The organism is Pinirhizobacter sp., from assembly GCF_036499745.1.
GTDB lineage: Bacteria > Pseudomonadota > Gammaproteobacteria > Xanthomonadales > Rhodanobacteraceae > Pinirhizobacter.
Genome location: NZ_DASYDG010000026.1, coordinates 123,652 through 148,640, shown reverse-complemented (window position 1 = coordinate 148,640; position 24,989 = coordinate 123,652). Strand labels below are relative to the sequence as shown.

The 24,989-nt window shown below is 63.7% G+C and carries 32 protein-coding genes and 1 tRNA gene; 31 read left to right on the top strand and 2 right to left on the bottom strand.

Translation table 11 applies throughout. From position 1 onward, the window contains the following. Positions 1 to 8 precede the first annotated feature (8 nt). From VGM61_RS09460 to VGM61_RS19530, 27 genes are read left to right on the top strand one after another with little or no spacing between them, the layout of a single operon-like run. Positions 9 to 263, top strand: coding sequence for a flagellar biosynthetic protein FliQ (locus VGM61_RS09460; RefSeq protein ID WP_331522534.1), 255 nt, complete (start codon positions 9 to 11; stop codon positions 261 to 263). Further along, entirely contained in the window at positions 260 to 1,003 is a 744-nt protein-coding gene (locus VGM61_RS09455; protein WP_331522533.1) for a flagellar biosynthetic protein FliR, read from the top strand. Before VGM61_RS09460 ends, VGM61_RS09455 begins: the two co-directional genes overlap by 4 nt. A gap of 1 nt (position 1,004) precedes the next feature. Further along, positions 1,005 to 2,075 (top strand): EscU/YscU/HrcU family type III secretion system export apparatus switch protein, encoded by a 1,071-nt coding sequence (locus VGM61_RS09450; protein ID WP_331522532.1) that lies wholly within the window; start codon positions 1,005 to 1,007, stop codon positions 2,073 to 2,075. After that, the gene (locus VGM61_RS09445) at positions 2,072 to 4,138 is read left to right on the top strand and encodes a flagellar biosynthesis protein FlhA (RefSeq protein WP_331522531.1); all 2,067 of its coding nucleotides are present in this window, start codon (positions 2,072 to 2,074) and stop codon (positions 4,136 to 4,138) included. The genes VGM61_RS09450 and VGM61_RS09445 overlap by 4 nt, the downstream gene beginning before the upstream one ends. 2 nt (positions 4,139 to 4,140) lie before the next feature. Then, entirely contained in the window at positions 4,141 to 4,815 is a 675-nt protein-coding gene (locus VGM61_RS09440) for a flagellar hook basal-body protein (RefSeq protein ID WP_331522530.1), read from the top strand. Between the two features lie 3 nt (positions 4,816 to 4,818). Further along, complete coding sequence (locus VGM61_RS09435; RefSeq protein WP_331522529.1) at positions 4,819 to 5,601, top strand: flagellar hook-basal body complex protein; 783 nt, start codon at positions 4,819 to 4,821, stop codon at positions 5,599 to 5,601. 20 nt (positions 5,602 to 5,621) lie between these two features. Continuing rightward, a complete protein-coding gene (gene flgA, locus VGM61_RS09430) occupies positions 5,622 to 6,284 on the top strand; it encodes a flagellar basal body P-ring formation chaperone FlgA (protein ID WP_331522528.1) in 663 nt (220 codons plus the stop codon). Then, positions 6,271 to 6,861 carry a flagellar basal body L-ring protein FlgH gene (locus VGM61_RS09425; RefSeq protein ID WP_331522527.1) on the top strand — a complete coding sequence of 197 codons (591 nt, stop codon included), beginning with the start codon at positions 6,271 to 6,273 and terminating at the stop codon, positions 6,859 to 6,861. The genes flgA and VGM61_RS09425 overlap by 14 nt, the downstream gene beginning before the upstream one ends. Continuing rightward, positions 6,858 to 7,979, top strand: a complete 1,122-nt coding sequence (locus VGM61_RS09420) for a flagellar basal body P-ring protein FlgI (RefSeq protein WP_331522525.1) — start codon at positions 6,858 to 6,860, stop codon at positions 7,977 to 7,979. Before VGM61_RS09425 ends, VGM61_RS09420 begins: the two co-directional genes overlap by 4 nt. Before the next feature lie 9 nt (positions 7,980 to 7,988). Further along, on the top strand, positions 7,989 to 8,354 hold the full coding sequence (locus VGM61_RS09415) for a hypothetical protein (protein WP_331522524.1): 366 nt from the start codon (positions 7,989 to 7,991) through the stop codon (positions 8,352 to 8,354). Then, complete coding sequence (locus VGM61_RS09410; protein WP_331522522.1) at positions 8,351 to 8,713, top strand: flagellar basal body rod protein FlgC; 363 nt, start codon at positions 8,351 to 8,353, stop codon at positions 8,711 to 8,713. The genes VGM61_RS09415 and VGM61_RS09410 overlap by 4 nt, the downstream gene beginning before the upstream one ends. A gap of 2 nt (positions 8,714 to 8,715) precedes the next feature. Next, complete coding sequence (gene fliE, locus VGM61_RS09405) at positions 8,716 to 9,024, top strand: flagellar hook-basal body complex protein FliE (RefSeq protein ID WP_331522521.1); 309 nt, start codon at positions 8,716 to 8,718, stop codon at positions 9,022 to 9,024. 8 nt (positions 9,025 to 9,032) lie between these two features. Then, the gene (fliF, locus tag VGM61_RS09400) at positions 9,033 to 10,418 is read left to right on the top strand and encodes a flagellar basal-body MS-ring/collar protein FliF (protein ID WP_331522520.1); all 1,386 of its coding nucleotides are present in this window, start codon (positions 9,033 to 9,035) and stop codon (positions 10,416 to 10,418) included. Continuing rightward, positions 10,415 to 10,843 carry a hypothetical protein gene (locus tag VGM61_RS09395; RefSeq protein ID WP_331522519.1) on the top strand — a complete coding sequence of 143 codons (429 nt, stop codon included), beginning with the start codon at positions 10,415 to 10,417 and terminating at the stop codon, positions 10,841 to 10,843. Before fliF ends, VGM61_RS09395 begins: the two co-directional genes overlap by 4 nt. Continuing rightward, entirely contained in the window at positions 10,840 to 11,493 is a 654-nt protein-coding gene (locus tag VGM61_RS09390; protein WP_331522518.1) for a hypothetical protein, read from the top strand. Before VGM61_RS09395 ends, VGM61_RS09390 begins: the two co-directional genes overlap by 4 nt. Further along, a complete protein-coding gene (locus tag VGM61_RS09385) occupies positions 11,490 to 12,809 on the top strand; it encodes a FliI/YscN family ATPase (protein WP_331522517.1) in 1,320 nt (439 codons plus the stop codon). The genes VGM61_RS09390 and VGM61_RS09385 overlap by 4 nt, the downstream gene beginning before the upstream one ends. Then, complete coding sequence (locus tag VGM61_RS09380; RefSeq protein ID WP_331522516.1) at positions 12,806 to 13,243, top strand: hypothetical protein; 438 nt, start codon at positions 12,806 to 12,808, stop codon at positions 13,241 to 13,243. The genes VGM61_RS09385 and VGM61_RS09380 overlap by 4 nt, the downstream gene beginning before the upstream one ends. Continuing rightward, entirely contained in the window at positions 13,240 to 14,028 is a 789-nt protein-coding gene (locus VGM61_RS09375; RefSeq protein WP_331522515.1) for a hypothetical protein, read from the top strand. The genes VGM61_RS09380 and VGM61_RS09375 overlap by 4 nt, the downstream gene beginning before the upstream one ends. Further along, on the top strand, positions 14,018 to 14,443 hold the full coding sequence (locus VGM61_RS09370; RefSeq protein ID WP_331522514.1) for a flagellar hook assembly protein FlgD: 426 nt from the start codon (positions 14,018 to 14,020) through the stop codon (positions 14,441 to 14,443). Before VGM61_RS09375 ends, VGM61_RS09370 begins: the two co-directional genes overlap by 11 nt. A gap of 12 nt (positions 14,444 to 14,455) precedes the next feature. Continuing rightward, positions 14,456 to 15,619, top strand: coding sequence for a flagellar hook-basal body complex protein (locus tag VGM61_RS09365; RefSeq protein ID WP_331522513.1), 1,164 nt, complete (start codon positions 14,456 to 14,458; stop codon positions 15,617 to 15,619). Beyond that, entirely contained in the window at positions 15,612 to 16,349 is a 738-nt protein-coding gene (locus VGM61_RS09360) for a FliM/FliN family flagellar motor C-terminal domain-containing protein (RefSeq protein ID WP_331522512.1), read from the top strand. Before VGM61_RS09365 ends, VGM61_RS09360 begins: the two co-directional genes overlap by 8 nt. Next, the gene (locus VGM61_RS09355; RefSeq protein ID WP_331522511.1) at positions 16,346 to 16,654 is read left to right on the top strand and encodes a FliM/FliN family flagellar motor C-terminal domain-containing protein; all 309 of its coding nucleotides are present in this window, start codon (positions 16,346 to 16,348) and stop codon (positions 16,652 to 16,654) included. Before VGM61_RS09360 ends, VGM61_RS09355 begins: the two co-directional genes overlap by 4 nt. Beyond that, complete coding sequence (locus tag VGM61_RS09350) at positions 16,651 to 17,007, top strand: hypothetical protein (RefSeq protein WP_331522510.1); 357 nt, start codon at positions 16,651 to 16,653, stop codon at positions 17,005 to 17,007. Before VGM61_RS09355 ends, VGM61_RS09350 begins: the two co-directional genes overlap by 4 nt. Positions 17,008 to 17,012: 5 nt before the next feature. Continuing rightward, positions 17,013 to 17,741, top strand: coding sequence for a flagellar type III secretion system pore protein FliP (gene fliP / locus VGM61_RS09345; protein ID WP_331522509.1), 729 nt, complete (start codon positions 17,013 to 17,015; stop codon positions 17,739 to 17,741). Between the two features lie 2 nt (positions 17,742 to 17,743). Continuing rightward, positions 17,744 to 18,460 (top strand): sigma-70 family RNA polymerase sigma factor, encoded by a 717-nt coding sequence (locus VGM61_RS09340; protein WP_331522508.1) that lies wholly within the window; start codon positions 17,744 to 17,746, stop codon positions 18,458 to 18,460. Further along, entirely contained in the window at positions 18,460 to 18,816 is a 357-nt protein-coding gene (locus VGM61_RS09335; protein ID WP_331522507.1) for a hypothetical protein, read from the top strand. The genes VGM61_RS09340 and VGM61_RS09335 overlap by 1 nt, the downstream gene beginning before the upstream one ends. 2 nt (positions 18,817 to 18,818) lie before the next feature. Next, complete coding sequence (locus VGM61_RS19530; protein ID WP_414694843.1) at positions 18,819 to 19,625, top strand: glycosyltransferase family 9 protein; 807 nt, start codon at positions 18,819 to 18,821, stop codon at positions 19,623 to 19,625. 71 nt (positions 19,626 to 19,696) lie between these two features. On the opposite strand, the gene VGM61_RS09330 is transcribed toward VGM61_RS19530, so the two are convergent. Then, a complete protein-coding gene (locus VGM61_RS09330; RefSeq protein WP_331522506.1) occupies positions 19,697 to 20,842 on the bottom strand; it encodes a Fic family protein in 1,146 nt (381 codons plus the stop codon). A gap of 75 nt (positions 20,843 to 20,917) precedes the next feature. Here VGM61_RS09330 and VGM61_RS09325 point away from each other — a divergent pair, with 75 nt between their 5' ends. Then, on the top strand, positions 20,918 to 21,157 hold the full coding sequence (locus VGM61_RS09325; RefSeq protein WP_331522505.1) for a tautomerase family protein: 240 nt from the start codon (positions 20,918 to 20,920) through the stop codon (positions 21,155 to 21,157). 99 nt (positions 21,158 to 21,256) lie between these two features. Here VGM61_RS09325 and VGM61_RS09320 read toward each other — a convergent pair whose 3' ends face one another. After that, a complete protein-coding gene (locus tag VGM61_RS09320; protein WP_331522504.1) occupies positions 21,257 to 21,886 on the bottom strand; it encodes an outer membrane beta-barrel protein in 630 nt (209 codons plus the stop codon). Positions 21,887 to 22,155: 269 nt separating this feature from the next. Here VGM61_RS09320 and VGM61_RS09315 point away from each other — a divergent pair, with 269 nt between their 5' ends. The 3 genes from VGM61_RS09315 (at position 22,156) to VGM61_RS09305 (ending at position 24,783) form a co-directional block, all read left to right on the top strand. Further along, on the top strand, positions 22,156 to 24,042 hold the full coding sequence (locus VGM61_RS09315; protein WP_414694841.1) for a M61 family metallopeptidase: 1,887 nt from the start codon (positions 22,156 to 22,158) through the stop codon (positions 24,040 to 24,042). Positions 24,043 to 24,319: 277 nt separating this feature from the next. Beyond that, positions 24,320 to 24,655 (top strand): addiction module antidote protein, encoded by a 336-nt coding sequence (locus VGM61_RS09310; protein WP_331522503.1) that lies wholly within the window; start codon positions 24,320 to 24,322, stop codon positions 24,653 to 24,655. Between the two features lie 51 nt (positions 24,656 to 24,706). Further along, positions 24,707 to 24,783: transfer RNA gene (locus tag VGM61_RS09305), tRNA-Arg, on the top strand. Positions 24,784 to 24,989 lie beyond the last annotated feature (206 nt).

Genomic DNA, 24,989 nt, shown 5'->3' with positions numbered 1-24,989 from the left:
ATACCGGGATGCATTTGTTGGCGCAGATGCTGCTGACGGCGGCCAAGGTCTCCGCGCCGATCCTGATCGGTACCTTGCTGGTGGGATTGTTGATATCCGTGGTGCAGGTCGTTACCCAGATCCAGGAAATGACACTCACCTTCATCCCCAAGCTGGTGCTGGTGGTGGTGATGTTCCTGATGCTGGGCTCATGGATGATGGCTGTGGTGGTGGAATTTGCCCGGCATGTGATCGGCATGGCCGCCGGCATGAGCGCGACATGAGTCCGATGTCCTTACCGACGGCGTGGATGCTGGCGATGCTGCGGTTCACGCCGTTGCTGATGGTGCCGGCCATGACACCCTTTAGTTGGGCGCCGGTGCCGGTGCGCGCTGTACTTCTGATAACGCTTTCCGTTCTGCTTGTTGCGGTTATGCCAGCCGTGGCCGAACCGGTGAGCTTGTTCGTCGCCTGTATCTCGGAGCTGGTGACGGGCGCCTGTTTTGGCCTTGCGGTGATGCTGCCGATGGCCGCGTTGAGTCTGCCTGCCCGCTTGCTGGATCTGCAGGCCGGACTGGCATCGGCCAGCTTGTTCAACCCTGCCGTCCAGGGCACCGATTCCTTGCTGGGCACTCTGCTTTCACTGGCCGGCACCCTGGTGTTCTTCGCAGGAGGGTTCCATCTGCTCGTGTTGCGTGGCCTGGTGGCCTCGGCGCGCCTGATGCCACTGGGTGGCCTGGCACGCTCGGCCAGCCTGGATACCTTGCTCGGCCTGTTGGGCTCGCAGTTCGTACTGGGCTTGATGGTGGTGTTGCCGGTGGTACTGGGCTTGTTCGTCATCGACGTGTTCGTGGCCATTGCAAGCCGCTCGATGCCGCAGGCCAATGTCTACTTCCTGGCGCTGCCGCTCAAAGTGGTGGCAATGCTGGTGCTTCTGGCCGCTTCGCTTCGGTTGGCACCGGCGTTGATCGGCCGCCTGTTTCAGGACGCGTTGACGCGTTCGGCTAGTCTTGTGGGCACCTGAGATGGCCGAGACCCAGGGCAAGACCGAGCAGCCAACCCATCACCGCCTGCAAGAAGCACGGGGCAAGGGGCAGGCTGCCAAGAGTACTGAGCTCACTTCCGTGGTAACGCTTGCGGTATTCCTGATGGCGTTCTCCTCGGGTCTGGTTGGCCTGGCCCGGGCTTGCGCCGCGGCCATGCGGTCATCGATCGCCATGGCTGGCGCCGCGCCCACTTTTGGCGAGGGCTTCGCACATTGGATCGGCGGAAATTTTGCGCCGGTGGGGCAGGCGCTTTTGCCGGCGGTGCTGGCTCTGGTGGTCTCGGCGGTAGCTGCGAACGTGCTGCAAACAGGTGGCTTGTTGTCTATAACGCCGCTGCAGCCGGACATGTCGCGGATGAACCCTGTGCAAGGATTCAAGCGCATTTTTTCACTACGCACGGTGTGGGACCTGGCGCGCCTGGTGATCAAGCTGGGCGTGCTGGTGGCCTTGATGGCCTGGTTGATCCGCGCCAACTGGCCGATGTTGCTGGCCAGCGCCGCGGCGCCCGTGGACGCAGTTCCCTCGCTGCTGGCCGGATTGTTCGGACGGGTTACCGGCTGGATGTTGACCGTGCTGGGCCTGATTGCCGTACTTGATGTCATTTATTCCCGACGGGAGTTCCTGCGCAAGATGCGCATGAGCCGTACCGACATCAAGGATGAGCACAAGCGCACCCAGGGTGACCCGGCCATCCGGTCGCGGCGCCGACGTCTGGCACGCGAGATGCTGTCGCGGATCAAGGCCGTCGCGCGCGTGCCTTCGGCCGATGTCATCGTTACCAACCCGACACACGTGGCGGTGGCATTGCAGTACCGCAAGCAGCGCATGGCGGCGCCGATCGTGCTGGCCAAGGGCGCGGGGCTGATGGCGGTGCGCATTCGCAAGGTGGCCGCACGCAGCGGTGTTCCTGTGGTGCGGTCGCCGGCACTGGCGCGCGCGTTGTTCTCTGATGTGGGCATCGACCAGCCTGTCTCGGCGGGCCACTACACCGAAGTGGGTGCGCTCTATCGCTGGGTGATGTCCCGCCCGGGCCACAAGGTGCTGTCATGAGCGGCGGCATGCGTTGGTTGAGCGGGAAGCAGGATATCGCGCTTGTCGCAGCGGTGATTTTCATCCTGACGATCCTGTTTGTGCCGATCCCCGCGGGGTTGCTGGATTTCCTGCTGATCGTAAATTTCAGCGTGGCCTTGTTGATCCTTCTGCTGACCTTCCTTACCGATTCACCGTTGAGCTTCTCGACCTTCCCGTCGCTGCTGTTGATCACCACATTGTTCCGGCTGGGCCTGAATGTTTCGGCCACGCGCCTCATCCTGGGCGGGGGCAGCGCCGGTCACGTGATCGCCGCAGTGGGATCGTATGTGGTCGGCGGCAATTACGTAATTGGCCTGGTGGTGTTCCTGATCCTCGTGGTCGTGCAATACGTGGTGGTAACCAGCGGCGCGGGACGCGTGGCGGAAGTGGCGGCGCGTTTTACCCTGGACAGCATGCCCGGCAAGCAGATGAGCATCGACGCCGACATGAACATGGGCCTGATCGACGAGGTCGAGGCCCGACGCCGGCGCAGCATGATCGAGCGTGAGGCCAACTTCTATGGCGCGATGGATGGCGCCACCAAGTTCGTCAAGGGCGATGCCATCGCCGGCATCATCATCCTTCTGATCGATATCCTCGGTGGCTTATCCATCGGCATGCTTCAGCACGGCATGCCCTGGACCGAAGCTGTACACCGCTACACCTTGCTGACCGTGGGCGATGGCATCGTTACCCAGATTCCGTCCCTGGTGATCGCGGTGGCTACCGGCATCATCATCACCCGCGCAGCTTCGGACGCCGAGCTGGGTGGCGAGATCGCCCGTCAGGTGCTTTCCAATCCGCGCACGCTGCTGGTGGTGGGTGTGACCTTGCTGGTGCTGATGTTGCTGCCCGGGCTGCCGGTGCTGCCAGTGGCCGTGGTGCTGCTGGCGATCGGTGGACTGCTTTACCTGGCACGCCGCAGCAAGTCCGGTGCACCGGATCCCGGTGAATCGTCGATCGAGGTGTTGTCCAAGCCGGCCGAGGACGACTTCTACAAGTCGTTGGCGATTGATGCGCTGGAGTTGCGCATCGGGCAGGGACTGGCCGCCGCGTTGCGTGAACGGAGCACCGGGATTACCGAGCGAATCCAGGGCTTGAGGAAGCAGTTCGCGCTTGATTTTGGTTTTGTGCTGCCCTCGGTGATGACGCGCGATATGGCCGCTGGAACCATTGGCGACCTGAGCTACCAGGTGATGCTTCATGGCAACCGCATCGGGCAGGGCGAGCTGCAGTTTGGTAGCGTGCTGGCGATCAATCCCGGCGGCCAGCGGCCGAAGCTGGAAGGTCGGGAAACCCGAGATCCTGCCTACGGCTTGCCAGCGCAGTGGATCCACACCGAAAGCCGCCAGTTCGCCCGTGGGGCGGGCTACACCCTGGTCGACACCGAGACGGTGCTGATCACCCATCTCAATGAACTGTTCAAGCGGCATGCAGCTGATCTGCTGACCCGTGCCGAAGTAGAGCAGTTGGCGATTCGGTTGAAAGAGCGCCAGGCCAGCCTGGTCGACGAGCTGGTGCCGGCGGTGATGTCGTACAGCGATATCCAGAAAGTGCTTCAGGTGCTGCTGCGCGAGCAGGTGAGTATTCGACCGCTGGAAACCATTTTCGAGGTACTGGTGGACGCCGGCAAGACAGTCAAGCAAGCCGACGACCTGGCCGAACGCGTGCGTGAGCGCCTGGGCGCCGGCATTTGCCAGAAGGCCAGCAACGACCAGGGTGAGCTGCATGTGCTCACCCTGGCGCCTGATTTCGAACGCTCGATGCTGCAGGCCATGCGTCAACGTGAAACCCCTGGGGTGCTGCTGCCCGATCCGGGCCAACTTGATGGCTTGCTGGGCAACCTGGCCCGCCAGGCCGACGCCATGCTCTCCCGCAGCATGGCACCCGTATTGCTTTGTCCGTCCGTATTGCGGCGGCATGTGCGCAGCTTGATCCAGCGCTCGCTGCCGCACGTTACCGTCATCGGTATCAATGAGTTGCCCAATACGGCGGTGGTACGTGCCTTTGGCACCGTCACGCCTGTGTTGCAAGGAGCATAAGCATGGTCGATCCGATCAGTGGCATGGTCCGTTATCTCAGTGCCGACGTGCAGGCGCTCGATACCCTGGGCCAGAATGTTGCCAACCTCACCACGCCGGGCTTCCGCGCGTTGCAACACGTGGCCAACTTCGGCGATAGCCTGATGTCTTCGGACAAGGTCGATACGCGCGATGGCGCCCTTTTGCATACCGGCCGCTCGTTGGACGTTGCCTTGCAGGGGCCGGGTTTCTTCCAGGTCAGCGCCAACGGCGAGACCTTCCTGACACGCGATGGCCAATTCAAGCTCACCAGCGATGGCCAGTTGGTCGACGCGATGGGGCGCGCGGTCATGGGTAGCGGCGGACCGATCAGCCTGGACACCGACGCAGTGACCATTGGCGAGGACGGCGCCATCCGCAATGGCGAGGATGTGCTCGACAACCTGGTGCTGGTGGATGTAGCCGATGCCAGCCAGTTGCGTTCGATGGGCGGCAATGTCTACGCCGCCAGCGGCGATCTCTCAGCCGCCGAACCGCATGTCCACCAGGGCGCGCTGGAAGGCTCCAACGTGGACCCGGGACACGAGATGGTGCGGCTGATGGAAGTGATGCGGCACGCCAGCTCCGTCCAGCACGCGATCTCCACCTATCACAGCGCCCTTTCATCGGGCATCGACCAGCTTGGCAAGGATTCCTGACCCATGATCGACGCGCTTTATATCTCCGCCAGCGGCCTGAGTTCGCAGCAGCAACAGATCGACGTGATCTCCAACAACCTGGCCAACATGCAGACCCCGGGTTACAAGCGCTCGCGCGTGGCCTTCACCGATGTCACCGGCACCACGGCCGGTCAGGCGCAGCAGGGCCTTGCGACCAATGCGGTGGGGGCCGGCGCGCAGATTACCGATACCTCGCCGGTGATGCTCGATGGCACCCTGCAGCAGACCAGCAACACCTGGGATATCGCCATCCAGGGCGCAGGCTTCTTCGAAATTCAGCCCACTGGTGATGTGGGGCAGGATGGCCAGCGCCTGTATACCCGTGCCGGGCAACTCAAGGTGGACAGCGACGGTTACCTGGCCACCGTCGGTGGTCAGCGCCTGGCGCAGAACATCCAGGTGCCGACTGACGCGAAGAACATCGTCATATCCAGCACCGGTGAAATCAGCGCCACCCTGGGCAGCGACCAGCAGACCTCGATCATCGGCAACCTGGAACTGGCTACCTTCACCTCGCCCGAAGCCCTGCGTTCGGTTGGTGGCAACGACTATGCGGTGACGCCGGCGTCCGGTGACGCCTCGCTCGGCAAACCAGGCGATGCCGGCGTCGGCACCGTGACCCAGGGCTACGTGGAAGGCTCCAACGTGGACCTGGTGACCGAGATGTCGGCCCTGGTCCTGGCCCAGCGTGCTTATCAGCTCAATGCGCGGGTGTTGCAGGCTTCTGACACCATCCTGGACACGATCAACAACCTCAACCGATGAGAACCTGGCTCTTCATCGCAATGATATCGACAGCCGGCGTGGCGATCGCGGCCGACGCCGGCCCGAACGAGGCCGTGACAGTGGCACGCGCCGCGGTGCAAACCCGGCTTGGCCCGGCTTACCACGACGTGCACCTGGATGTGACGGCGGCGCCGATTCATGCCGGCGTGCCGGGGACTACCTATCACGCCATGCCGATCCAGGGGAAATTTCCGCGTGCACGCTTGACGGTGATGGTGCAGGTCTGTGCGCCGAATCACGGTTGCAAGGCGCAGGCGGTGGGCTTTGCCCTGACGGCTCATGCCGAAACGCTGGTTTATACCGACAGTGCGGCTTCGCATACGCCGGGCAGCCTGCTGGTGATCGAGCCGGGCACCGTGGATGTGGTGGCTATGCATGGCGCGCCGCTGGCATCGCGCGATGCCGTCCGCGATATGAGGTTGCGTCGCGCTGTGCGGGCAGGTGGGGCGGCGAGCCTGGAGGACTTCGAACCAGTGCCGGACGTGGATGACCGCCAACGCGTCACCCTGGTCGCCGAAGCCGGCGCGATCACCATCGAGAGCTCCGGCACCGCCATGCGGTCGGGCAACCGGGGTGACCAGGTGCCGGTGCAGGTAGCCGGAGCGACCGAGCCGGTGCGTGGCGTGGTGACCGGTCGAGGGGTGGTGCATGTCGCGCGCTGACGCTTTCATGGCCGGTTTATTGTTGCTCACCGCTTCGCCGTCGGCCGCAGCCATGCAGCCAGGTGGCGGCATGATCGATCCCACCAGCTATCACGGCCTTGCCGAAGACCGCCGTGCGCATCGCATCGGCGATACCTTGACCGTGGTCGTGGTGGAGACCTCCCGCGCCTCGGCGGCGGCCAACACGGCATCGGGTAACGATGTGGCCTTCAACGCCGGCTTGCGCACGCAGAGCCGCAATCATTCCGGCGCCTTGAGCCTGGGCGCCAGCGACACCGGCACTGGCCAGACCACGCGTTCGGGCGCGGTGCAGACCCAGTTGGCGGTGCGAGTGGTCGGCCTGGACGACAACGGCACCTTGCATATCCACGGCGAGCAGTCGGTGGTGGTCAACGGCGAGACCCAGCACATCGCGCTCAATGGCGCGGTACGCCCGGAAGATATTTCCTCGGCCAATACGATCCTTTCCAACCGCATCAGCGAGGCCCGGATCGAGTTCACCGGGCGCGGTGATGTGAGCGAGCCGCAGCGGCGAAGCATCATCTATCGCTTCACCAAGTGGTTGGGACTGATATGAGGCGCCTGCTGGTTTTGTCGCTTTCCTGTTGCTGCGTCGTTGCCGTGCATGCGCAGCGGCAGGGTTTCGTCGGTGTGCGCCTGAAGGAGATCGCCCGCACCGAGGGCGTTCAGGACAACGCCCTGGTGGGCTATGGCCTGGTCGCGGGTCTGGCCGGTTCCGGTGATAGCAACCGCAACCATGCGACCTTGCAGTCGGTCGCCAATACCTTGAGCCACTTTGGCGTAAATGTTTCCACGGACGATCTCAATAGCCGCAACGTCGCCGCGGTGATGGTCACCGCCACCTTGCCGGCTTTCGCCGAGCCGGGGCAGAAGCTGGATGTTTCCGTCGCGTCGATCGGCGATGCACGAAACCTTTCCGGCGGCACCCTGGTGCTGGCACCACTTGACGGCCCCGACGGTCAGACCTACGCCCTGGCGCAGGGCGCGATCTCCACCGGCAGTTACAAGGTGCAATCCTTCGGCAGTTCGGAGCAGAAGAATCACCCCACGGCCGGCCAGATCCCCGAGGGCGCCACCGTGCAGCGCGGTGCGCCCCTGGGCGACATGGGCAATGGCAGCGTGGTGAACGTCATTCTGTACCAGCCGGATTTCACCACGGCCAGCCGCGTGGCCCAGGCGTTGCAGCGTTCGATACCGGGTGTGCAGGCCACGGCTGCGCATGCCGGCAAGGTCGTGGTGAAATTCCCGAATGCGGGAAGCCCGGTGCAGGAAATCGCCGCCATCGAGAACGTGATGGTCGAGCCCGACCAGGTAGCGCGAGTGGTGGTTAACGAGCGCACAGGCACGGTGGTTTCCGGTGGCGATGTGCGCCTGGCCAGCGTGACGATTTCCCAGGGCGACCTGAGGATTTCCATCAAGACCGACTATCTGGTGAGCCAGCCCGACGGCGTTTATGTGAACAGCGGTCGCGGCGTGCAGACCGCTGTGGTGCCGGAATCGAAGATCAAGGTCAACGAGGACGATGCCCGCCTGGTGAACCTGCCCAATGGCGCCACGGTATCCGACCTGATTGGCGCGCTACGCGAGATCCATCTTTCCACCCGCGACGTCATCACCGTGTTGCAGTCGATCAAGGCTGCCGGTGCACTGCGTGGCGAACTTCTGATCCAGTAGGACCAAGCGATGATTGCCTCGAACGATCTCACCGTCCAGGCTGTGCGCCTGGGAATGGACATGGCCACCCGGCGGGTGGAGTTGGCCAGCCACAACGTGGCCTATGCCAACGTGCCCGGCAGCAAAGCCGAACGCGGCAATTTCGACCAGGCCATCGGGCTTTTGCAGCGTGTCGCCGCCCATGACGACGTCCGGCCCGAAGCGCTCGCCTCCGCCGACCTGAGCCAGATGGCGACCGATGCCAACAAGAGCGTGAGCCTGGACGACGAGGTGAGTGACATGGCCATGGCCAGTGCGCATTACCAGGCCTTGTCCGAGGTGCTCAATCGCCACTTCGGCCTGATGAGCCTGGCCCTCAGCGGAGACCAGGGATGAGTACCGAATCGATCTTCGCTATCACCCGTTTTGGCCTTGATACCGAGCGGGCGCGCATGGAAACGGCCAGCATGCGCATCGCCAGTTCCGATGTGCCGTTGGCCAAGCGCTTGGCGGCCTCAACCGGCCAGGATTTCGCCGACAAAATCGGCGCGCCTGTCAGCGAGCAGGATGGCCACCCGGTGCTCGACCCGGCCAATCCCGCGGCAGCGGCGGACGGCACGGTGTCGATGCCCAGCGTCGACCTGGCCCAGGAGATGACCAACTTGATGTCGGCCCAGCGCGCCTATGAAGCCGACATCCGCGCCTTCAACACCTTGCACGGGATGTTGATGAAATCCCTGGATATCGGCCGCTGACCATGATCGAACCTATCGCACCACTTTCTTCCCTGGGCTCGCTGGCGAGCCTCGACGCCGCACCTGGCGCCATGCATCCGATCGATACAGGTCACGGCTTCGCCGACGCCGTGGGCAAATCGCTGGTGGCCACCAATGACAGCCTCAATGCTGCCGACGATGCGGCCCGCGTCCTCGCCGCGGGCGGAGACATGCCCGTGCACGAGGTGATGATCGCCATGGAAAAAGCTCGCCTGGACCTGCAGTTTGCCGTGCAGGTGCGTAATCGCGTGGTAGCCGCCTACCACGATGTCGTCAACATGCAGGTCTGAGCAACGTCATGGCATGGATCCGTTCGTTTTGGGATGACCTGAGCACCGCGCGTCGCGTCCTCCTGCTCGTGGGCGTGTTGCTGATCGTCGGTATCGCCTGTGCCTTCGGCTGGTGGAGTACGCGCACCTCGTATGGGGTGCTTTTCAGCGGGCTGCGCCCGGTCGACGCGGCCGAGATCGCCACCAGCCTGGACACCATGCAGGTGCCGCATCATTTCGCCGAAGGTGGCGCGACCTTGCTGGTGCCCGATGACCTGGTCTACGACACCCGCATGAAGCTGGTGGCGCAAGGCGTGCCGCATGGCGGCAGCGTCGGCTTCGAGGTATTCAAGGATTCCGACTTCGGCGTCACCGAATTCGCGCAGCGGGTGAATTACCAGCGAGCGTTGCAAGGTGAACTCGAGCGCACCATTTCCGCATTGCCGGTGGTGCAGGCCACACGGGTGCACCTGACCTTGCGCCGTGCCTCGATGTTCGAGGGGCGGGACGAGCCGTCCAAGGCTTCCGTTAGCCTGGACTTGAAGCCGGGCAGCCAGCTGACACCTGCCCAGGTCGCCGGTATCGAACGGCTGGTGGCCTCCGCCGTGGAAGGTTTGAGCCCCGATGCAGTAACCGTGCTCGGTCCGGGCGGTGCGGTGCTTTCGGGCAACGGCAACAGCATGGCCGATCGTACCGATGAACAGGCACGCATCGAAGACAGGCTTCGCCAGCGTATCGACGCCGTCCTGCGACAGGCGCTCGGTGCATCGACGGGCTGGACCTCCACGGTCGATGTCCAGCTCAACTACGACAAGATCAAACAGCTGCGGGACAAGCTTGTTCCACAGGGCAAGGACGGCAATGGCCTGCTGACCCGGCAAAAGACGGTCAACAGCCACGCCACGCCCACCGCCGATGCCGATGGCAGCCACCCGGTGACAGGTTCCGGCGAGCAGGAACTGGAATACGCGCACGGCCACGAGCAAGAAGAAGTGGACGTGGCGCCTGGCCGCATCGCACGGATTTCCGTGGGCATCCTGGTGCCGGCGCGCACGGCGCCAGCGACCATGTCCAGTCTGGAAAAGATCATCGGCGATGCGGCTGGCCTGGATTCCACGCGCGGGGATCGTCTCGATATCGCCGCGGCCGGTGCGCCGGCGATAGCTGCGGTACCCGTGGCCACGCCACGAATGATGCCAGTGGCGTCGAGCCCGGTGCGGCAGCCGATCGGTTCGATTCCGTCCATGCCCTGGTGGGTATGGGCATCGGGTGCAGGCGTCTTCCTGCTGACCGGCATGGGCGCAGGCGTGGCCATCGTCGGTCGTCGCCAGCCGGCGCGGCTCGCCCTGCAGGAGCGCGAGCGGCTACTGGTGGAAATCCAGCATTGGATCGAAACGCCGGAGCAGGTGCGGTGAGTGCCGGTCTGCGCCTTGCTGCTGCCCGGATGGCACCCCTGCACCCGAGCGACCGTGCCTGGTTGTTGAAGAGGCTGCCCGCCGCAAAAGCCGAGGCGTTGCGACACCTGCTTGCCGAGCCACGGCTAAGCAAGCTGGCCGGGCGAGGTGCCGAATTGTCGTCGCGCCTGTCTTTGGCGAAGCCTGCGGAGGCTTCCACGGATGTGGTTGATCCCGCCGTGGCCGTGATCGCGGGCATGCCACAGGATTGGGCCTTGCTGGCCCTGGCCAGCCTGCCAGCGGTACACCGGGTACGTTGCCTTGATGCGCTGCCGGGCAAGCTTGTCGCCGCGGCGGCCGCGTACACATGGCCTGACGCCGACAGCATGCCGCTCCAACTTCGCCAGACCATCAGCCGTTGGCTGGAAGGCGAGGCCGCAGCATGAGTGGCTCGGGCGAGTTCGCGCGCCGCATGCAGGCGGCCGATGTGGTGTCAGGGCAGGGGCGCCGTCTGGCCGCCGCGACCGCGGGGGTCCGGGTTAGCGAGGACGAACTCGACCATGCGGTGGGTTTCGAGCGCGGTTATGCCGACGGCTTGCGGCAGGCGCGCGTGCGCGTGGAAGCCGAAGCTCACGAAGACCGCCTCGCCTTCGAAAGCGATGCCCAAGCCCGGTTGGATGAGGCTCTTTCCGAGGCTGCCAGCGCCCGTGACGGCTGGTTGGCCGGTGCCGTGCAATGGCAGGCGGAGTTGGACAGCGATCGCTGCTGGGCCGAATCGCTGGCCGTCGAACTCGCCTTCGCGGCCGTGACGCGTCTTCTGGGCGAACAGGCCGACGGTGCCGAACTCGTCGAAAAATGGGTGACCCATGCGCGGCGGGACATCGGCGTCGCTATTCAGCGCGTGGATGTCTCGCCGGTGGATCATCAGGCCGCATCGCTTGCACTGGCCGGCATCGAGGTGGTCGCCGATGAAGCTCTGGCTGCCGGCAGCTTCGTGCTGCTAGGGCCGCGCGGTCGTTATGACGCAGGCGTCGCGACTCGCCTGGACCTCCTTAAGCAGGCCTTGCTCGATGGCTTGACGCCACATCGCCCATGACCGCTTCGACCCTCCGCCAGGCCATCGCCGATATGCCCGCTGCCTTGCGCGAGGGTGAAGTGGTGGCATGCAACGGCCTGGTGATCGAGGCGACCGGCCCCGACGCTCGACTTGGTGAAGCCTGCGAGCTGGTCAGTCGTCATGGCGGCACACCGGCGCTGGCCCAGGTGGTGGGTTTTCGCGATGGCAAAGTATTGTTGATGCCCTATGGCAGTATCGATGGCCTGCGGCCGGGTGATCGTTTGCGCGCCACGGGTGGCAGCCTACGTATTCCCGTTGGGCCTGCCTTGCTGGGACGCGTGATCGATGCCTTCGGCCAGCCGATTGACGGCAAGGGTCCCTTGGCAGCCTCGGCCCATTATGAAGTCCACCGTGCGCCGATCGAGCCGCTGCGTCGTCGCGATGACGACCAGGTGCTGGAAACTGGCGTGCGTGTGATCGATACCTTGGTGACCATGGGCAAGGGCCAGCGCCTGGGTGTTTTCGCCGGCTCCGGCGTGGGCAAGAGTACCTTGCTCGGCATGGTGGCACGGCATGTCCGCGCGGATGTCACGGTGATCGGCCTGATCGGCGAGCGCGGCCGCGAGGTCGGCGATTTCGTCAGCCATGCGCTGGGGCCGGAGGGTTTGCGCCGTGCCGTGGTGGTCGCTGCCACCAGCGACCAGCCTGCCCTGGTGCGCGCGCACGCCACACACGCCGTGCACGCCATCGCCGAGTACTTTCGCGACCAGGGCGCGGACGTGATGTTAATGGTTGATTCGGTCACCCGGTTCGCCATGGCCCAGCGCGAGATCGGTCTGGCGGCGGGTGAGCCACCCACCTCGCGCGGCTATCCACCTTCGGTCTTCAACAGCCTGCCAAGACTGGTCGAGCGCGGCGGCGCGCTGAAATCCTCAGGTTCCGTATCTTGCATCTATAGCGTGCTGGTGGAAGGCGACGACATGAACGAACCTGTCGCTGATCATATGCGTGCCTTGCTGGACGGCCACATCGTGCTGTCGCGCGATCTGGCCCATCGCGGCCAGTTGCCGGCGGTGGATGCGTTGCAGAGCATCAGCCGCTGGATCGGCCGCCTGGCAACACCCGACGAGGAGCGCCTCGCCTCACAGGCGCGCGCACTGCTGGCTACCTTCGAGGCCTCGCGTGACCTGATCGACATGGGCGCCTGGCAGCGTGGTGCCAACCCACAGCTCGACCGGGCTGTGGACTGCGTGCCGGGCCTGCTGGAAATTTTTCGACAGTCACCTCGCGATAGTCACGGGCGTCAGGCCGGCCTGCATGCGCTGGCCCGTATCGTTGGTGAGGTGGCGGCATGAGCACGCGCCGCATCCGCCTGGCCGAACGCATGGCCGCGATGGCCGGATTCCGCGAAGACAACGAACGCCAGGCTCTGGCGCTGGCCAATGAGCACGCGCGGCAAGCCGCCGAAGAGGAACGCCGGCGTGCCGCCGCACTCATCGCGATCGACCTGGCCCGCATGCACGCCTTGGAGAATTCCGGTGACCTCGCCCGTTACGCCTTGCTTAGCCAGATGAGCTGGGCCGCCGACCACGACCATCATCGCGCCAGTAGCGCTCGGGTCGACGCTGATCTGAAAGCCGAACAGGGCGCGCAAACCTGGGCCGCCGCGCGTAGCCGTCACGAGGCGCTCGACGACCGTGCGGAAGAAATGAACACCGCTTATCGCCTCGATCTGCAGACCCGCGAGGTCGCTGACGCGATGGACCGGTGGTTGGCGAGGCGGCCATGACCGTGTCCGGCCTGGAAGTAAGCCTGGCGTTACCGCAAACGGCGGCACCGGCCAAACCTGTGCGCGAGCCATCGAAGCCTGAGCACGGTGAGTTCTCACGGCACCTATCCGACGACGATCATGGTGGCAGCGATCACCAGTGGGCTGTACCTCCCGTCGGCGGCGCGCCGGGCGAACAAGGCCTTATGTTCTCCACCCCCGTGGCCCAGGTCGTGGCGTCCGCTGGTCAGGCAAGCCATGACGCCGTGCTCGCCGGCGTCAACGGGCGACTCTTTCCCTTCGGTGTGCACGCGGGGGCCTACCTGTCCGAAGTGGATCCGTCCACGCCGGAAACCGCTGACGAGTCGGCAACCCTGGGGCAGGCTGCCCTCATGCCGCTCGGCTTCATTTCCGAGGCCGCGGTGGCTTCCTTGCCCGAAATAGCCAAAAGCCCAGTGCAAACAGGGCGACCCGCGGGTACGGCCATGTCGCTGGTGGCGCCAACAACGGGCACAGAAGCAGCGGCGGCCGAAGAAGAGGTTGCCAATACACAGGCCAATAACGCTTCGATAGCCGTCGCGCCCTGGTCACCGAGCCTGTTGCGCGTCGTCGACGGCGCCCATGGCCGCACGGTGTGGCTGCGCGATTTTCATCTCGATGCCGACGGCGTGGACGAGGCGAGTCGTCGGCTTGCGGTGTCAGCCGGCGGTTCGTCGCGGCCGGTGGCACGTGTCGTGATCAACGGACAGGAAACCTGGCGGGCGGATAGCGCGCCGACGAACAAGGGGCAGGGCAATGGCAGTTGATTCGATCGGCTCGGTGCTTGGCAGCAGCGCCACCACCTCAGGCATCAATGACAAAGTGATCAACCAGGACGACTTCATCAAGTTGTTCGTCAGCGAACTGCAGTTCCAGGATCCGATGCAGCCGCTGGATAACAGCCAGTTCCTTCTGCAGATGTCGCAGTTTGAAAGTATCGAGCTTTCAAGCGAAACGAACGAAGGTGTGCAGAACCTGCTTTCGATGGGGTCGTCGGACCAATCGATCAGCCTGCTCAACCACTCCGTCCAGGTCACCGGCAGTGATGGCGGCACCAGTACCGGGAAGATCAGCGCAGTGCAGTTCACCAGCAGTGGTGTCTCACTTTCCGTGACCGATGCCAACACAGGCGGCGTGACTACTAACGTCCGGTTGTCGCAAATCAGCTTGGTCCAACCTTAAGGAAACGCCGACATGCTGCAAGCACTCTACAACGGCCTGTCCGGCCTGCTCGGGTTCTCGAAAGACCTTGACAACATCGGCAACAACATTTCCAACATGAATACGCCCGGATACCGGGGGAGCAGCGCTTTCTTCGAGAATAACGTCGACAACGAAGGAAGCGGCCTCAGCAAGGAATTCACCAACACCAGCGAAGGCGACCTGGAGCAGACCGGCACCGACACCGATGCTGCCATCCAGGGCCAGGGCATGTTCGTGCTGCGCGATCAGAACGGCACGCAATACTACACGCGGTCGGGCCACTTTCAGTTCAATGCCGATGGTTACCTGGTGGACGACAACAGCGGCTACAACGTCGCTGCGCTAAATGCATCGGGCGGGTTGACGGATTTCTCAATCACGCCGTATCAAACATTGCCTCCGGTGGCGACCACCGCGGTTAAATTTACTGGCAATCTGGCGCCTGGCGATACCAGCCAGAAGGTGACCGGCCTGCAGGTTTACGACGCGTCCGGCGGCGTGCATTCGCTTACCGCAACGCTGACCAACAACAAGGCAGTGACCACTGGCAGCTGGCTGGTATCGGTGACCGACGAAAGCGGCGCGGTGGTCGGCAGCGGCGAGATCCGCTTTGATCCCAGCGGTGCAATCACGGCCGGATATACCTCGATGACGCTCCACCTTGCCTATAACGGCAGCACCCAGGCCGTGGCATTGAGCTTTGGCACCGCCGGTGCCTTCAACGGCACGACCCAGATCAACGGCGCCGCCTCCAGCATCGGCGGCAAGGTCGCCGATGGCCACGGGGTGATCGGCATCTCGTCCTATGCCTACGACGATGCCGGCAACCTGCAAATCACCTATACCGACGGAGAGACCAAGCAGGGTCCGCAACTGGCCCTGGCGGATGTTGCCGACGAGCAGCAACTCCAGCTGCACGAGGGCGCCATGTACGTTGCGCCGCCGGGGTTATCCGTGAACTACGGTAAGGCCTCCGATGCAAAATTCGGCAGCATTACCGGCGGCAGCCTGGAATCGTCGAACGTAGACCTGACAACCGAGCTGACCCAGATGATCATCGTGCAGCGTGGCTACCAGGCCAGCTCGCGCGTGCTCACTGTCACCGACGCCATGTTGCAGCAGCTGTATTCGGCAACGGGAGGCGGCGGTGGCTGAGTCATTTGCCTGGATCGGTGCCAGTCGCCAGATATCCTTGCGCGCGGCCGTGGGGGAAAGCATTGCCGCATGGTGGGGCCGCTGGGCCACTCTGCCTTGCGCGTTGCTCGAAGTCGACCTGGACGAATTGCCGGCGGGTCATCTGCAAGTGGGCCGAGAGGGCGACGTTGCCGTACAGGTCCGTGGCTCGCTGGCGAAGATGCTTCTTGGACTGGAGGGCGACGAGCAGGGGTTGCCGGCCGTGGTATGTGACCAGGCCATGCGCGACCTGCTGGAATGCCTGGGTGATGGCGCGGATGCGGATCCTTCCGCGCGTAGCCTGGACATTCTTCCCGCGCGCCTCGTCGACGAGCGCCTCGGCGCCTGTCGCATCGCGTGGCTCGATACGCATGGCCACGGCCTGGCGATCTGCCTGGCGCGACCAGCTGTCGATCGCATCGTGCCGACACTCGCGCGCACCACTGGCCCAGCCATGACGACACGCCGCGAACTGGTCGCCACCCGGGCCGTGGCCTTGCGCGCCGAACTCGACCTGGGTTCGATCGGCCTGGGCGAACTGCGTGGCTTGCAGCCGGGCGACGTGCTGCTTACCCGGGCGCCGCTGGAGAGGCTGGGCCGCCTGATCGTGGCATCCACCGGCCACGCCCTGGCTGAGACCCATCTTGGTCAACATCAAGGCAAGCGAGCGATCCAGCTCGCCGGCCCGCTTTCATCGGAGTCTCCTGCATGAACACTCTCCTCGTCGAACCGCTGCTGCTCGAACCACTGGCCGATGCGCCGGATCTGATCGGACCGGCCCTGGTCACCGAAGACCTCGGCCTGATCGGCCATGTCCAGGTCAAGCTCACCGCCGTGCTGGGCGAGACCGAGCTGAGCGTTGGCGATCTCTATGGCTTGCGTCCGGGCAGTGTGCTGACACTGGATCAGGCGCTGGACCAGGCCATCGTGCTCAAGCTCGATGGCAAGCCAGTCGCCACCGCCAACCTTGTCGCGGTGGGCGACTGCTTCGGCGTCCAGGTGGTCAGCATCCTGTGATTGCGCCCGCGGCGGCGGCTTCGGCCGCCATTCCTTTCAGCCCGGCCTCCAGCGGGATTGCCGGCGGGAACTTCATCGGCCTGGGCGTGGCTGTGGTGCTGCTTGCCCTGGCTTGGGCAGGGCTGTGGTTCGCGCGTTCCCGTGGCTGGATGAGTGGCGGCGTGAGACAGCCCGCCAAAGCAAACGGCTTGATGGTGCATGAGCGGCTTCGTTTGAGTTCGACCTGCACGGCGTTTTTGGTCGGTAATGACGAACAGCGCGTGCTGGTGGTGGAGTCGCGGCACCAGATACGCGTGCAGGCGTGGCCGGGTACGACTGATACGGTCGGCTTGCCGCTGGCCGGGGACCGGTGAGCCGGATGCGTCCTTTGCTCGCCTGGTTGGTTGGCGCGGGCCTGTTGCTGGCGGCGGCGCCCGTCTTGGCCGATCCACTGCGTGACGCCTTGGGACAGGGCACTGATCTGGCCGCGCCGCTGCGGCAGCTTGGCCTTCTTACCGCGCTGTCCCTGCTGCCGGCGATCCTGATCGCCATGACATCGTTCACCCGCATCGTCATTGTTTTGTCGATGGTGCGCAGCGCGCTCGGCCTTCAGCAGACGCCGCCCAACGCCGTGCTGATCACCTTGTCGCTGTTTCTTACCTTGTTCTCGATGATGCCTGTACTGCAATCGGCCAAGGACCACGCCGTGGATCCCTGGATGAACAAGAGCATGGACACCGTCACCGCGGTGCAGGCCGGCTTCGTCCCCTTCAAGGCATTCATGATCCGGCAGACCCGGGAAAGCGACCTGCGCGCCGTGGTCGACATGGCCGGTGCGCCCCAGCCGAAGACGCTGGCAGATGTCCAGGCCCTGCATCTTGTGCCTGCTTTCATGATCAGCGAGCTGCGCACCGCCTTCCAGATTGGCTTCGTGATCTTCCTGCCATTCCTGTTGATCGACCTGGTGGTGGCGGCCATCCTGATGGCCCTGGGCATGATCATGGTGCCGCCGGCCACGGTGAGCCTGCCGCTGAAAGTGTTGCTGTTCCTGTTGATCAACGGTTGGGTGCTGGTGGCCCAGGCCGTGCTTGGAAGCTATCGCCACTGACCATGCTCGACACGCCCACGCCCACCATCACGGACGATGATCGTCCCGCGCTGTGGCAGCGCTGGCGCGGCGAGCGCGACGCCCTGGCGCGCGATGCCCTGGCGATGCGCTATGCGCCCTGGGCGCGGCGGATTGCCCGGGACGTGTTCATGCGCTGTCGGGGACGCAGCAGCGATTGGCCGGACTACGTCCAGAACGCCTCGATCGGCCTGCTCGAAGCGCTCGCCAACTTCGACGACCGGCGCGGCGTACCTTTCGAGGCGTTCGCACGGTTGCGCGTTCGAGGCGCGGTGTTCAACGGTTTGCGCGATCTGAATGGTGGTCACGGACAGCGCGCCCCGGCGACCGAGGAGCGTGTCGATTCGCTGCTCGACGGCGACAGCAGCGATCCGGTGGACGCCTTCATCGCTGCCGTCTCGGGCCTGGCCACCGGGCACCTGCTCGGATCGCTCGCCGAACTCGAGGCGCCCCAAGCCTTGCCCACTCCCTACGAAGAAGCCGTGCGCAGCCAGGTGGCCGAGACCCTGGCTATCCACATGGAGCGCCTGCCTGCTCGAGAGCGGGAAATCCTGACACTGCACTACTTGCATTTTCTTCCATTCAACCAGGTAGCGCATGCCATGGAAGTCACACCAAGCCGAATTTCCCAGCTGCACCGGCAGGGCTTGGCGCGACTGCGCTCGTTTATGCTTGAGCGCCACCTAGAGCGAGACTTCTGATGACGCGCATCGGGCCGACCGATCCGACTGCCTTGATCGATACGCTGCGTCGTGTCGGGCGCGCGGTCACGGTGGGTAGTCAGGACACGCAAGCGGCGAAGGCTGGCGAGCCTGGCCTTCGCGAGATGTTGGCGAACCTGGTTGCCGAGAGCGAGCTCGACTCCGAGCCGGCCATGGATCAGCTACGGCAGCGCATGCTGCGCGTCATCCTGCTCCGGGAATGGGGAGACAGCGCTGCAACGGATCCTGCCTTCCCCGGCATGATTGATAGCGTGGACGCCACCATCCGCGGCGACGAGCGCTTGAGGCAGCTATTCCGCGACGCCGTACGGCGGTTGAAAGAGCCGCCGCGTTGAACATGCTTGCCACGCCGCGCCGGCCCGTGGTGATCCGGAGGATCACCCGCCGGCTGGGAGATACGATCCATGCCTGGGCGGTGACCCGGGCCGTGCCTGGGAACACCATGGCTCGGTTCGATGCGTATACGCCTTTTGCGGGCTTATTCATCGGGCAGGGGACGATCGTACGGGCGAATCCCCGAGGAAGTTCCTGGTGTAGTCAGCCTGGCGCGCGTTGGCCGGGACCGCAGCATGCCGAACATGTGCGGGACACGATGGCGGCGGTGGCGGGAGCCGATCCTGGGCAATTGCGCGTGGTGCTGAAGCCATTGCCTGGCGTGATCCATCACGGTGACTACGTACTTGTCTGTCCGCATAGCGCGATCAGCTACAAGGAATGGCCGGCGGCATCGTGGGCGGCGGTGGCGGAGGCGGTAATGGCGAGGGGGTTGGAGGTGGTGGTGGCCAGCCAGCCTGCGAGGGAGAGGCCCGGGATGCCCGCGGGAGTTCGGTTTATCGATGTGTCGGTGCCGGGGATGGCCCGGCTGATTGCGCGAGCGCGTTGCGTGGTGGCACCGGACAGTGGCCCGGTGCACCTGGCGGACGCCCTAGGGGTGTCGGTAGTGGGGTTGTACGCGGCTACTTCGACGATGACTTATGGGCCGTATCGGGATAGGCGGTTTTGTATCGATGTTCATCGGGAGGGTTTCCCGGCGGGAGTGCGCTATGACAGTTCCAAGCACCTGGGGTCTGCCTCCATGAGTGGCATTTCGGTCGATCAGGTAACGGCTCTCGTGAACGCATCAACCGGCGCTTCATCTGGATGATGTTTTTACGCAGTCGGCGCATGGGTAAAAGTGATTCGTAGGCGTGGCGAGACCACGCGGAAGCGAGCTCTCTAGTAAGCAACCTTGTAGCGCGTCTTGCTTCCACCACCAGGCAGTTGCTCCAGCAACCCCTTCGCAACAAGATCGGCAAGATGACGCGTTGCCGTGGCCTTGGAAACCTTGGCCACCACCTGGTACTTCGACGCGGTGATGCCATCGTCGAAAGCTCGTTCGCCACCATCGAGCAAACGGTTGATCGCTTTCAGCTGCTCAGGAAGCAGCGACTGCGACCGGTGTTCCTGCCAGAAGCGCGCCTTCGCCAGCACCCGATCGATATGGCCTAGCGCCTGCCGCAAACTTGCCAGCAGCGTGCGCAGGAACCACTCGAGCCAAGCAGTGACATCCAGCCCGCCCTTCTGGCTGGTTTCCAGTATGTGGTAGTAGCCCTTGCGATCGTCCAGGATGCTCGACGACATGGCGTAGAAACGGATCGCCTGGTTCTCGCCCTGGGCCAGGGCGCGATCCGTGATCGCGCGTGTCAGGCGGCCATTGCCATCGTCGAAGGGATGAAGCGTGACGAACCAGAAGTGGGCGATGCCCGCGCGCAGCAGGGGATCCATCCTGGTGTCGTCACGGCTGGTGTTGAACCACGTGAGGAATGCATCCAGTTCGGCATCCAGGCCATCGCGCGGCGGTGCTTCGAAGTGCACGGTGGGTCGATCGATGCGGCCGGAGACCACCTGCATCGGCTCGTGCCCTCGCACGCTGCCGACACGCACGCTGGTGGGCAGGATGCTTTCCTGTTCGGGGAATAGAAGTTCATGCCAGTGCAGCAGTCGCGGCAGGTCAAGCGGGGCGTCGACGTTCCGTGTGGCATCGAGGGTCAGTTCGGCCAGGCCCTCACTGCGCGCGGTTGCCGGGTGCTTGGGTTCGCCGGCAACACCGAGTCGTCGGGCCAACGATGAGCGCACTGATTCCACGTTCAGCCGCTCGCCTTCAATGGCCGACGAGGTCACGATGGTCTGCAGCAGCGCATCGAGTTCGCTTCGCGCCTGGTCGTCCAGGGCCGCTGCGTCCACCATCCCCAACAAGCGTCCCTGGGCCTGCTGGCACGCTCGCAGCGCTCCGGCGAGCGCCTCGGCTGACCAGGAAAATTCAGGCCAATCAGTCTGTTGCCAGATGTAGAAGTGGTCTGAAGACGGCGATTCTTCGCTCATGAGCCGATGCTAGCACGCAATCGGCTCACTGGATGAGCCGTTTAGGGCATTGAATCGGCTCACCGCCACGCTACAGTGCGCCGATCCCATGCCTCGAAGGAACCTCACATGCCCGTCCTCTCCGTGCAGATGCTCAGTGGCCGAACCGCCGAGAAGAAAACCGAATACATCAAGGCATTGGCCGAAACCACGGTTCGCGTGCTGGGTGTGCCCGAGCACGCCGTCACCATCGTTGTGACGGAAGTAGATGCCACGCATTGGGGCACCGGCCTGCGCACGATGGCCGAAGTGCAGGCGGAAAAATCCGCCAGATAAACCGCGAGGCCGCATCCCTTCAGACACAGGCTGATCCGCACCGTGGATAAGAAAACGGCCGCGAAAAGCGGCCGTATCCTGTGCCGCTGCGTACCGGAATCAGAAGCGAACTTCCGCGGTGACGCCGATGATTGACGCGTTGGCGCGGTTCTGGCTGCCCGTGCTGGCGGTACGCACGTTGTAGTTGTCGTACGACACGCCCAGGCCGAAGTTGCGATTGAAGTTGTAGCCGAGCGTGGCGCCGGCATACCAGCTGTTCTTCGACACGCGGCTGGTCTCCTGGAACGGACCGTAGCCGAAGTTATTTTCTTCATAGTAGGAAAGCGTTGTGTGAGCCTTATCGACGCCACCATGAACCACCAAGTACATCTGCTCGCCGAGGGCCCACTTCATGTTCACGCCCAACAGCGCAGCGCGAGACTTGGCGCGGCTGGTGTAGTCGGCGTAGTAGCCGTTGCCGTAGGCGAGGCGTTCTTTCTGGCTTAACTTGCCCAGGTCGACGAAGCCAAGCTCCGGGCCGATCCAGAAGCGCTGCTCGGGGCTCCAGCGGTAGCCCACATAGATGGCCGCGCCAGTGTCGGAGTTATCGTCAAAACCAGTGCCGTGGTACTTGGACTGCCCTACTGATCCATTGATGAAGGCCTGGCCGTTTTGGTCGGAGGCTTTGCTTGCGTGACTGAAGCCTGCCAGCGATGCGGCCACGGCCACGCACATGAGCATCTTGCGCATGATTTTTCCCTTAGGTTGTATTCCCCCCGCCCGGCGTTCTCGCCGGGGGTGCCCGCGATGCGGTGCGCTGCGAGTTTATGCGAATCACAGCCAAATACCAGCCACGGCAGGCATTCCGCCCGGACGCATGACCTCTGGCATGGGGCTGGGCTTGGCGCCGCGGCTAGGATCGAGGGGTTGTGACGGCGCCCGGGAAGCGCCGCCTGTCCTTTTTCCCCCGATCCGGCCCATGGAATAAGGCCGGGCCGTCCCCTTGTCCGGAGATACGAGTGAAAGCCACCCCCCTTGCTTCCGCCCTGCTTGTTGCCTTGATTGGCCTGGGTGCCGCTACCGCCAGCCAGGCTGACGTCGCCCCGCCGCAGGACATCGCGTTCAACGGCACGATCAAGGTCGTCGTCGATGCTACCGATCTCGATCGCCGGATCTTCCGCGTCAAGGAAACCATCCCCGCGAAGCCTGGTCCGATGACCTTGTTGTTCCCGCAGTGGCTGCCTGGCCACCACTCGCCCACGGGCCCGATCGACCAGTTCGCCGGCCTTGTCGTCAAGGCCAACGGTCAGCGCGTTGAATGGACGCGCGACGTGTACAACGTCTACGCCTTCCACTTCGACGTACCTGCCGGTGCATCCAGCGTGGATCTGGAATTCCAGCAGCTCACGCCGCAGTCCACGCGCCAGGGCCGCGTGCAGATGACACCCGAAATCGTCAACGTGCAGTGGAATGGCGTCACCCTTTACCCGGCCGGCTACTACGCCAACCGCATCAACGTGGACGCCAGCGTCAAGCTGCCCACCGGCTGGCAGTTCGGTTCGGCACTTGAAGTGGCAAGCAAGGACGGCGATACCGTCAACTTCAAGACGATCAACTACGACGACCTCGTCGACTCGCCGATCTTCGCCGGCAAGTACTTCAAGCGCGTGGACCTTGATCCCAACGGCCGCTCGCCCGTGCACCTGAACATCGTGGCGGATGATCCCAAATCGCTGGAGATCAAGCCCGAGCAGCTGGAGATCCACCGCAATATCGTCAAGCAGATGGACCGCCTGTACGGTGCGCGCCACTTCAACCATTACGACTACCTGCTTGCCCTGACCGAGAAGCTCGGCGGCATCGGCCTTGAGCACCATCGCTCCAGTGAAAATTCAGGCTCGCCCGGATACTTCACCGAGTGGGAGAAGAACTGGTTGGGCCGCGACCTGCTGTCGCACGAATTCAACCATTCGTGGGATGGCAAATTCCGCCGTGGCGCGGACCTGGCCACGCCGAACTTCAACGTGCCGATGGGCGACACCCTGTTGTGGGTGTACGAAGGCCAGACCCAGTTCTATGGACAGGTGATCGCCGCACGCTCGGGCCTGATGACCCAGGAGCAGTCCAAGGATGTGTGGGCCATGGTCGCCGCCAGCTACGACCGCGGCCGCCCGGGCCTGGCCTGGCGCAATGTCCAGGACACCACGAACGATCCGACCATCGCCCAGCGTCGGCCGCTGTCGTATCGCAACTACCAGATGAGCGAGGATTACTACTCCGCCGGGCAGATGATCTGGCTGGACGTGGACACCCGCATCCGCGAGCTCACCAAGAACCACAAGTCGCTGGACGATTTCGCCAAGGCCTTCTACGGCATCGACGACGGCAGCTACAAAGTGGCTCCGTATACCTTCGAAGACGTGGTCAAGACGCTCAACGGCGTGGTGGCCTACGACTGGGCGCCGTACCTGCGCGAGCGTCTGGACGGCCACAAGGGTCCGATCGACGGCATCGCCCGTTCGGGCTGGAAGCTCGTCTACAACGACAAGCCGTCGGAAGCTGTGAAGGCTGCCGAAATGCGCCGGAAGTCGGTGGATCTCACCTACTCCGTCGGTCTGTCGCTGTCGGCCAAGGGTGAAATCGGTGACGTGCTGTGGGACAGCCCCGCCTTCAACGCCGGCATTTCCCCGGGCATGACGATCACCGCCGTGAACGGCAAGGAATTCTCCGGCGACGCCATCAAGGACGCGGTGAAAGCCAAGCAGCCGTTCGATCTTCTGGTGAAGAATTTCGATAGCTACAAGACCATTCGCATCGACTACACCGGCGGCCTGGTGTATCCGCACCTGGAACGCGATACCAGCCGGGCGGATTGGCTGAGCGAGTTGTTGAAAGCGAAGAAGTAAAAAAGGCCTACACGCTACACATCAAGCCCCGGCATCCGCCGGGGCTTTTTTGTTGCAGGCTTGCATTCGAAGCAGCCAGGAAGGCGGCTTTCGTACTCTTGACACGGATTCGTCTAAAAACGAAAATGAAAGTCCATGGGATTGTGCATTACGTAAGAGCCGAGGATGGCCTCCAACCGTTTGACGACTGGCTTGAACGGCTGCATCGTGCTGTTGCTCTGCGGAGGCGATAAGCAATCACAGGCCTCGGATATCGATAAGGCACTGCGCTTTTGGCATGACTGGCAACGAAGGCAAGATGATGAGAAGTAAATCGCATGACGTTGCAATGGCCGAGCTTTATAAGAAAAAGCCTGACCTGGCCATCCAGGTAATCAACAGCATCTTCGAAGACGGGGACCAGGGAGAGTTGCTTGTTGTACTCAGGCAACTCACGCTGGCTTTCGGCGGCGCGCAAGCAGTGGCAACACAGGCCGAACTCAATCCCACGCAGATCTACCGTACGCTGTCGCGCGAAGGCAATCCTGCGCTGAGTAGTCTCTCAGCGATACTCAAGGCGATGGGTCTACGCCTTGCCATTCAGCCACTGGAAAAATCGGCGACACCCGCCTGATTTCGTAGCCATAGCTCGCCGCCCCCGGGATCGGCTACAATCGCCGGCCAAGCGCCCGTAGCTCAGCCGGATAGAGTAGTGGCTTCCGAAGCCATTGGTCGGGGGTTCGAATCCCTCCGGGCGCACCATTTTCCCCGTCAATTGCCGCAGTGATGCCGCGCCGGGGTGATGCATCTGGTCCGCATGGTGTCGGCCTTCCAAGCGGCAAAGCGCCTCCCCGGCCGCCCCTTTTTGAGAATAATTGCAACTTATTCCAGTGTCATTTTCCCCTCGCTTGGTAAAATGAGCCTCCCTGACTGGCTTCCTTTCAGCCGGTTCTCGCGGATCCTTCACT

What these genes read in the sequence shown, in the direction of transcription:
- VGM61_RS09370 (WP_331522514.1), top strand. Translation starts at nt 14,018, where the DNA reads ATGGCAGTTGATTCGATCGGCTCGGTGCTTGGCAGCAGCGCCACCACC.
- VGM61_RS09380 (WP_331522516.1), top strand. Translation starts at nt 12,806, where the DNA reads ATGAGCACGCGCCGCATCCGCCTGGCCGAACGCATGGCCGCGATGGCC.
- VGM61_RS09385 (WP_331522517.1), top strand. Translation starts at nt 11,490, where the DNA reads ATGACCGCTTCGACCCTCCGCCAGGCCATCGCCGATATGCCCGCTGCC.
- VGM61_RS09340 (WP_331522508.1), top strand. Translation starts at nt 17,744, where the DNA reads ATGCTCGACACGCCCACGCCCACCATCACGGACGATGATCGTCCCGCG.
- VGM61_RS09310 (WP_331522503.1), top strand. Translation starts at nt 24,320, where the DNA reads ATGACTGGCAACGAAGGCAAGATGATGAGAAGTAAATCGCATGACGTT.
- VGM61_RS09410 (WP_331522522.1), top strand. Translation starts at nt 8,351, where the DNA reads ATGAGTACCGAATCGATCTTCGCTATCACCCGTTTTGGCCTTGATACC.
- VGM61_RS09445 (WP_331522531.1), top strand. Translation starts at nt 2,072, where the DNA reads ATGAGCGGCGGCATGCGTTGGTTGAGCGGGAAGCAGGATATCGCGCTT.
- VGM61_RS09355 (WP_331522511.1), top strand. Translation starts at nt 16,346, where the DNA reads ATGAACACTCTCCTCGTCGAACCGCTGCTGCTCGAACCACTGGCCGAT.
- VGM61_RS09455 (WP_331522533.1), top strand. Translation starts at nt 260, where the DNA reads ATGAGTCCGATGTCCTTACCGACGGCGTGGATGCTGGCGATGCTGCGG.
- VGM61_RS09415 (WP_331522524.1), top strand. Translation starts at nt 7,989, where the DNA reads ATGATTGCCTCGAACGATCTCACCGTCCAGGCTGTGCGCCTGGGAATG.
- VGM61_RS09440 (WP_331522530.1), top strand. Translation starts at nt 4,141, where the DNA reads ATGGTCGATCCGATCAGTGGCATGGTCCGTTATCTCAGTGCCGACGTG.
- flgA (WP_331522528.1), top strand. Translation starts at nt 5,622, where the DNA reads ATGATATCGACAGCCGGCGTGGCGATCGCGGCCGACGCCGGCCCGAAC.
- fliE (WP_331522521.1), top strand. Translation starts at nt 8,716, where the DNA reads ATGATCGAACCTATCGCACCACTTTCTTCCCTGGGCTCGCTGGCGAGC.
- VGM61_RS09390 (WP_331522518.1), top strand. Translation starts at nt 10,840, where the DNA reads ATGAGTGGCTCGGGCGAGTTCGCGCGCCGCATGCAGGCGGCCGATGTG.
- VGM61_RS09320 (WP_331522504.1), bottom strand. Translation starts at nt 21,886, where the DNA reads ATGCGCAAGATGCTCATGTGCGTGGCCGTGGCCGCATCGCTGGCAGGC.
- VGM61_RS09335 (WP_331522507.1), top strand. Translation starts at nt 18,460, where the DNA reads ATGACGCGCATCGGGCCGACCGATCCGACTGCCTTGATCGATACGCTG.
- VGM61_RS09450 (WP_331522532.1), top strand. Translation starts at nt 1,005, where the DNA reads ATGGCCGAGACCCAGGGCAAGACCGAGCAGCCAACCCATCACCGCCTG.
- VGM61_RS09365 (WP_331522513.1), top strand. Translation starts at nt 14,456, where the DNA reads ATGCTGCAAGCACTCTACAACGGCCTGTCCGGCCTGCTCGGGTTCTCG.
- fliF (WP_331522520.1), top strand. Translation starts at nt 9,033, where the DNA reads ATGGCATGGATCCGTTCGTTTTGGGATGACCTGAGCACCGCGCGTCGC.
- VGM61_RS09460 (WP_331522534.1), top strand. Translation starts at nt 9, where the DNA reads ATGCATTTGTTGGCGCAGATGCTGCTGACGGCGGCCAAGGTCTCCGCG.
- VGM61_RS19530 (WP_414694843.1), top strand. Translation starts at nt 18,819, where the DNA reads ATGCTTGCCACGCCGCGCCGGCCCGTGGTGATCCGGAGGATCACCCGC.
- VGM61_RS09330 (WP_331522506.1), bottom strand. Translation starts at nt 20,842, where the DNA reads ATGAGCGAAGAATCGCCGTCTTCAGACCACTTCTACATCTGGCAACAG.
- VGM61_RS09375 (WP_331522515.1), top strand. Translation starts at nt 13,240, where the DNA reads ATGACCGTGTCCGGCCTGGAAGTAAGCCTGGCGTTACCGCAAACGGCG.
- fliP (WP_331522509.1), top strand. Translation starts at nt 17,013, where the DNA reads ATGCGTCCTTTGCTCGCCTGGTTGGTTGGCGCGGGCCTGTTGCTGGCG.
- VGM61_RS09435 (WP_331522529.1), top strand. Translation starts at nt 4,819, where the DNA reads ATGATCGACGCGCTTTATATCTCCGCCAGCGGCCTGAGTTCGCAGCAG.
- VGM61_RS09425 (WP_331522527.1), top strand. Translation starts at nt 6,271, where the DNA reads ATGTCGCGCGCTGACGCTTTCATGGCCGGTTTATTGTTGCTCACCGCT.
- VGM61_RS09420 (WP_331522525.1), top strand. Translation starts at nt 6,858, where the DNA reads ATGAGGCGCCTGCTGGTTTTGTCGCTTTCCTGTTGCTGCGTCGTTGCC.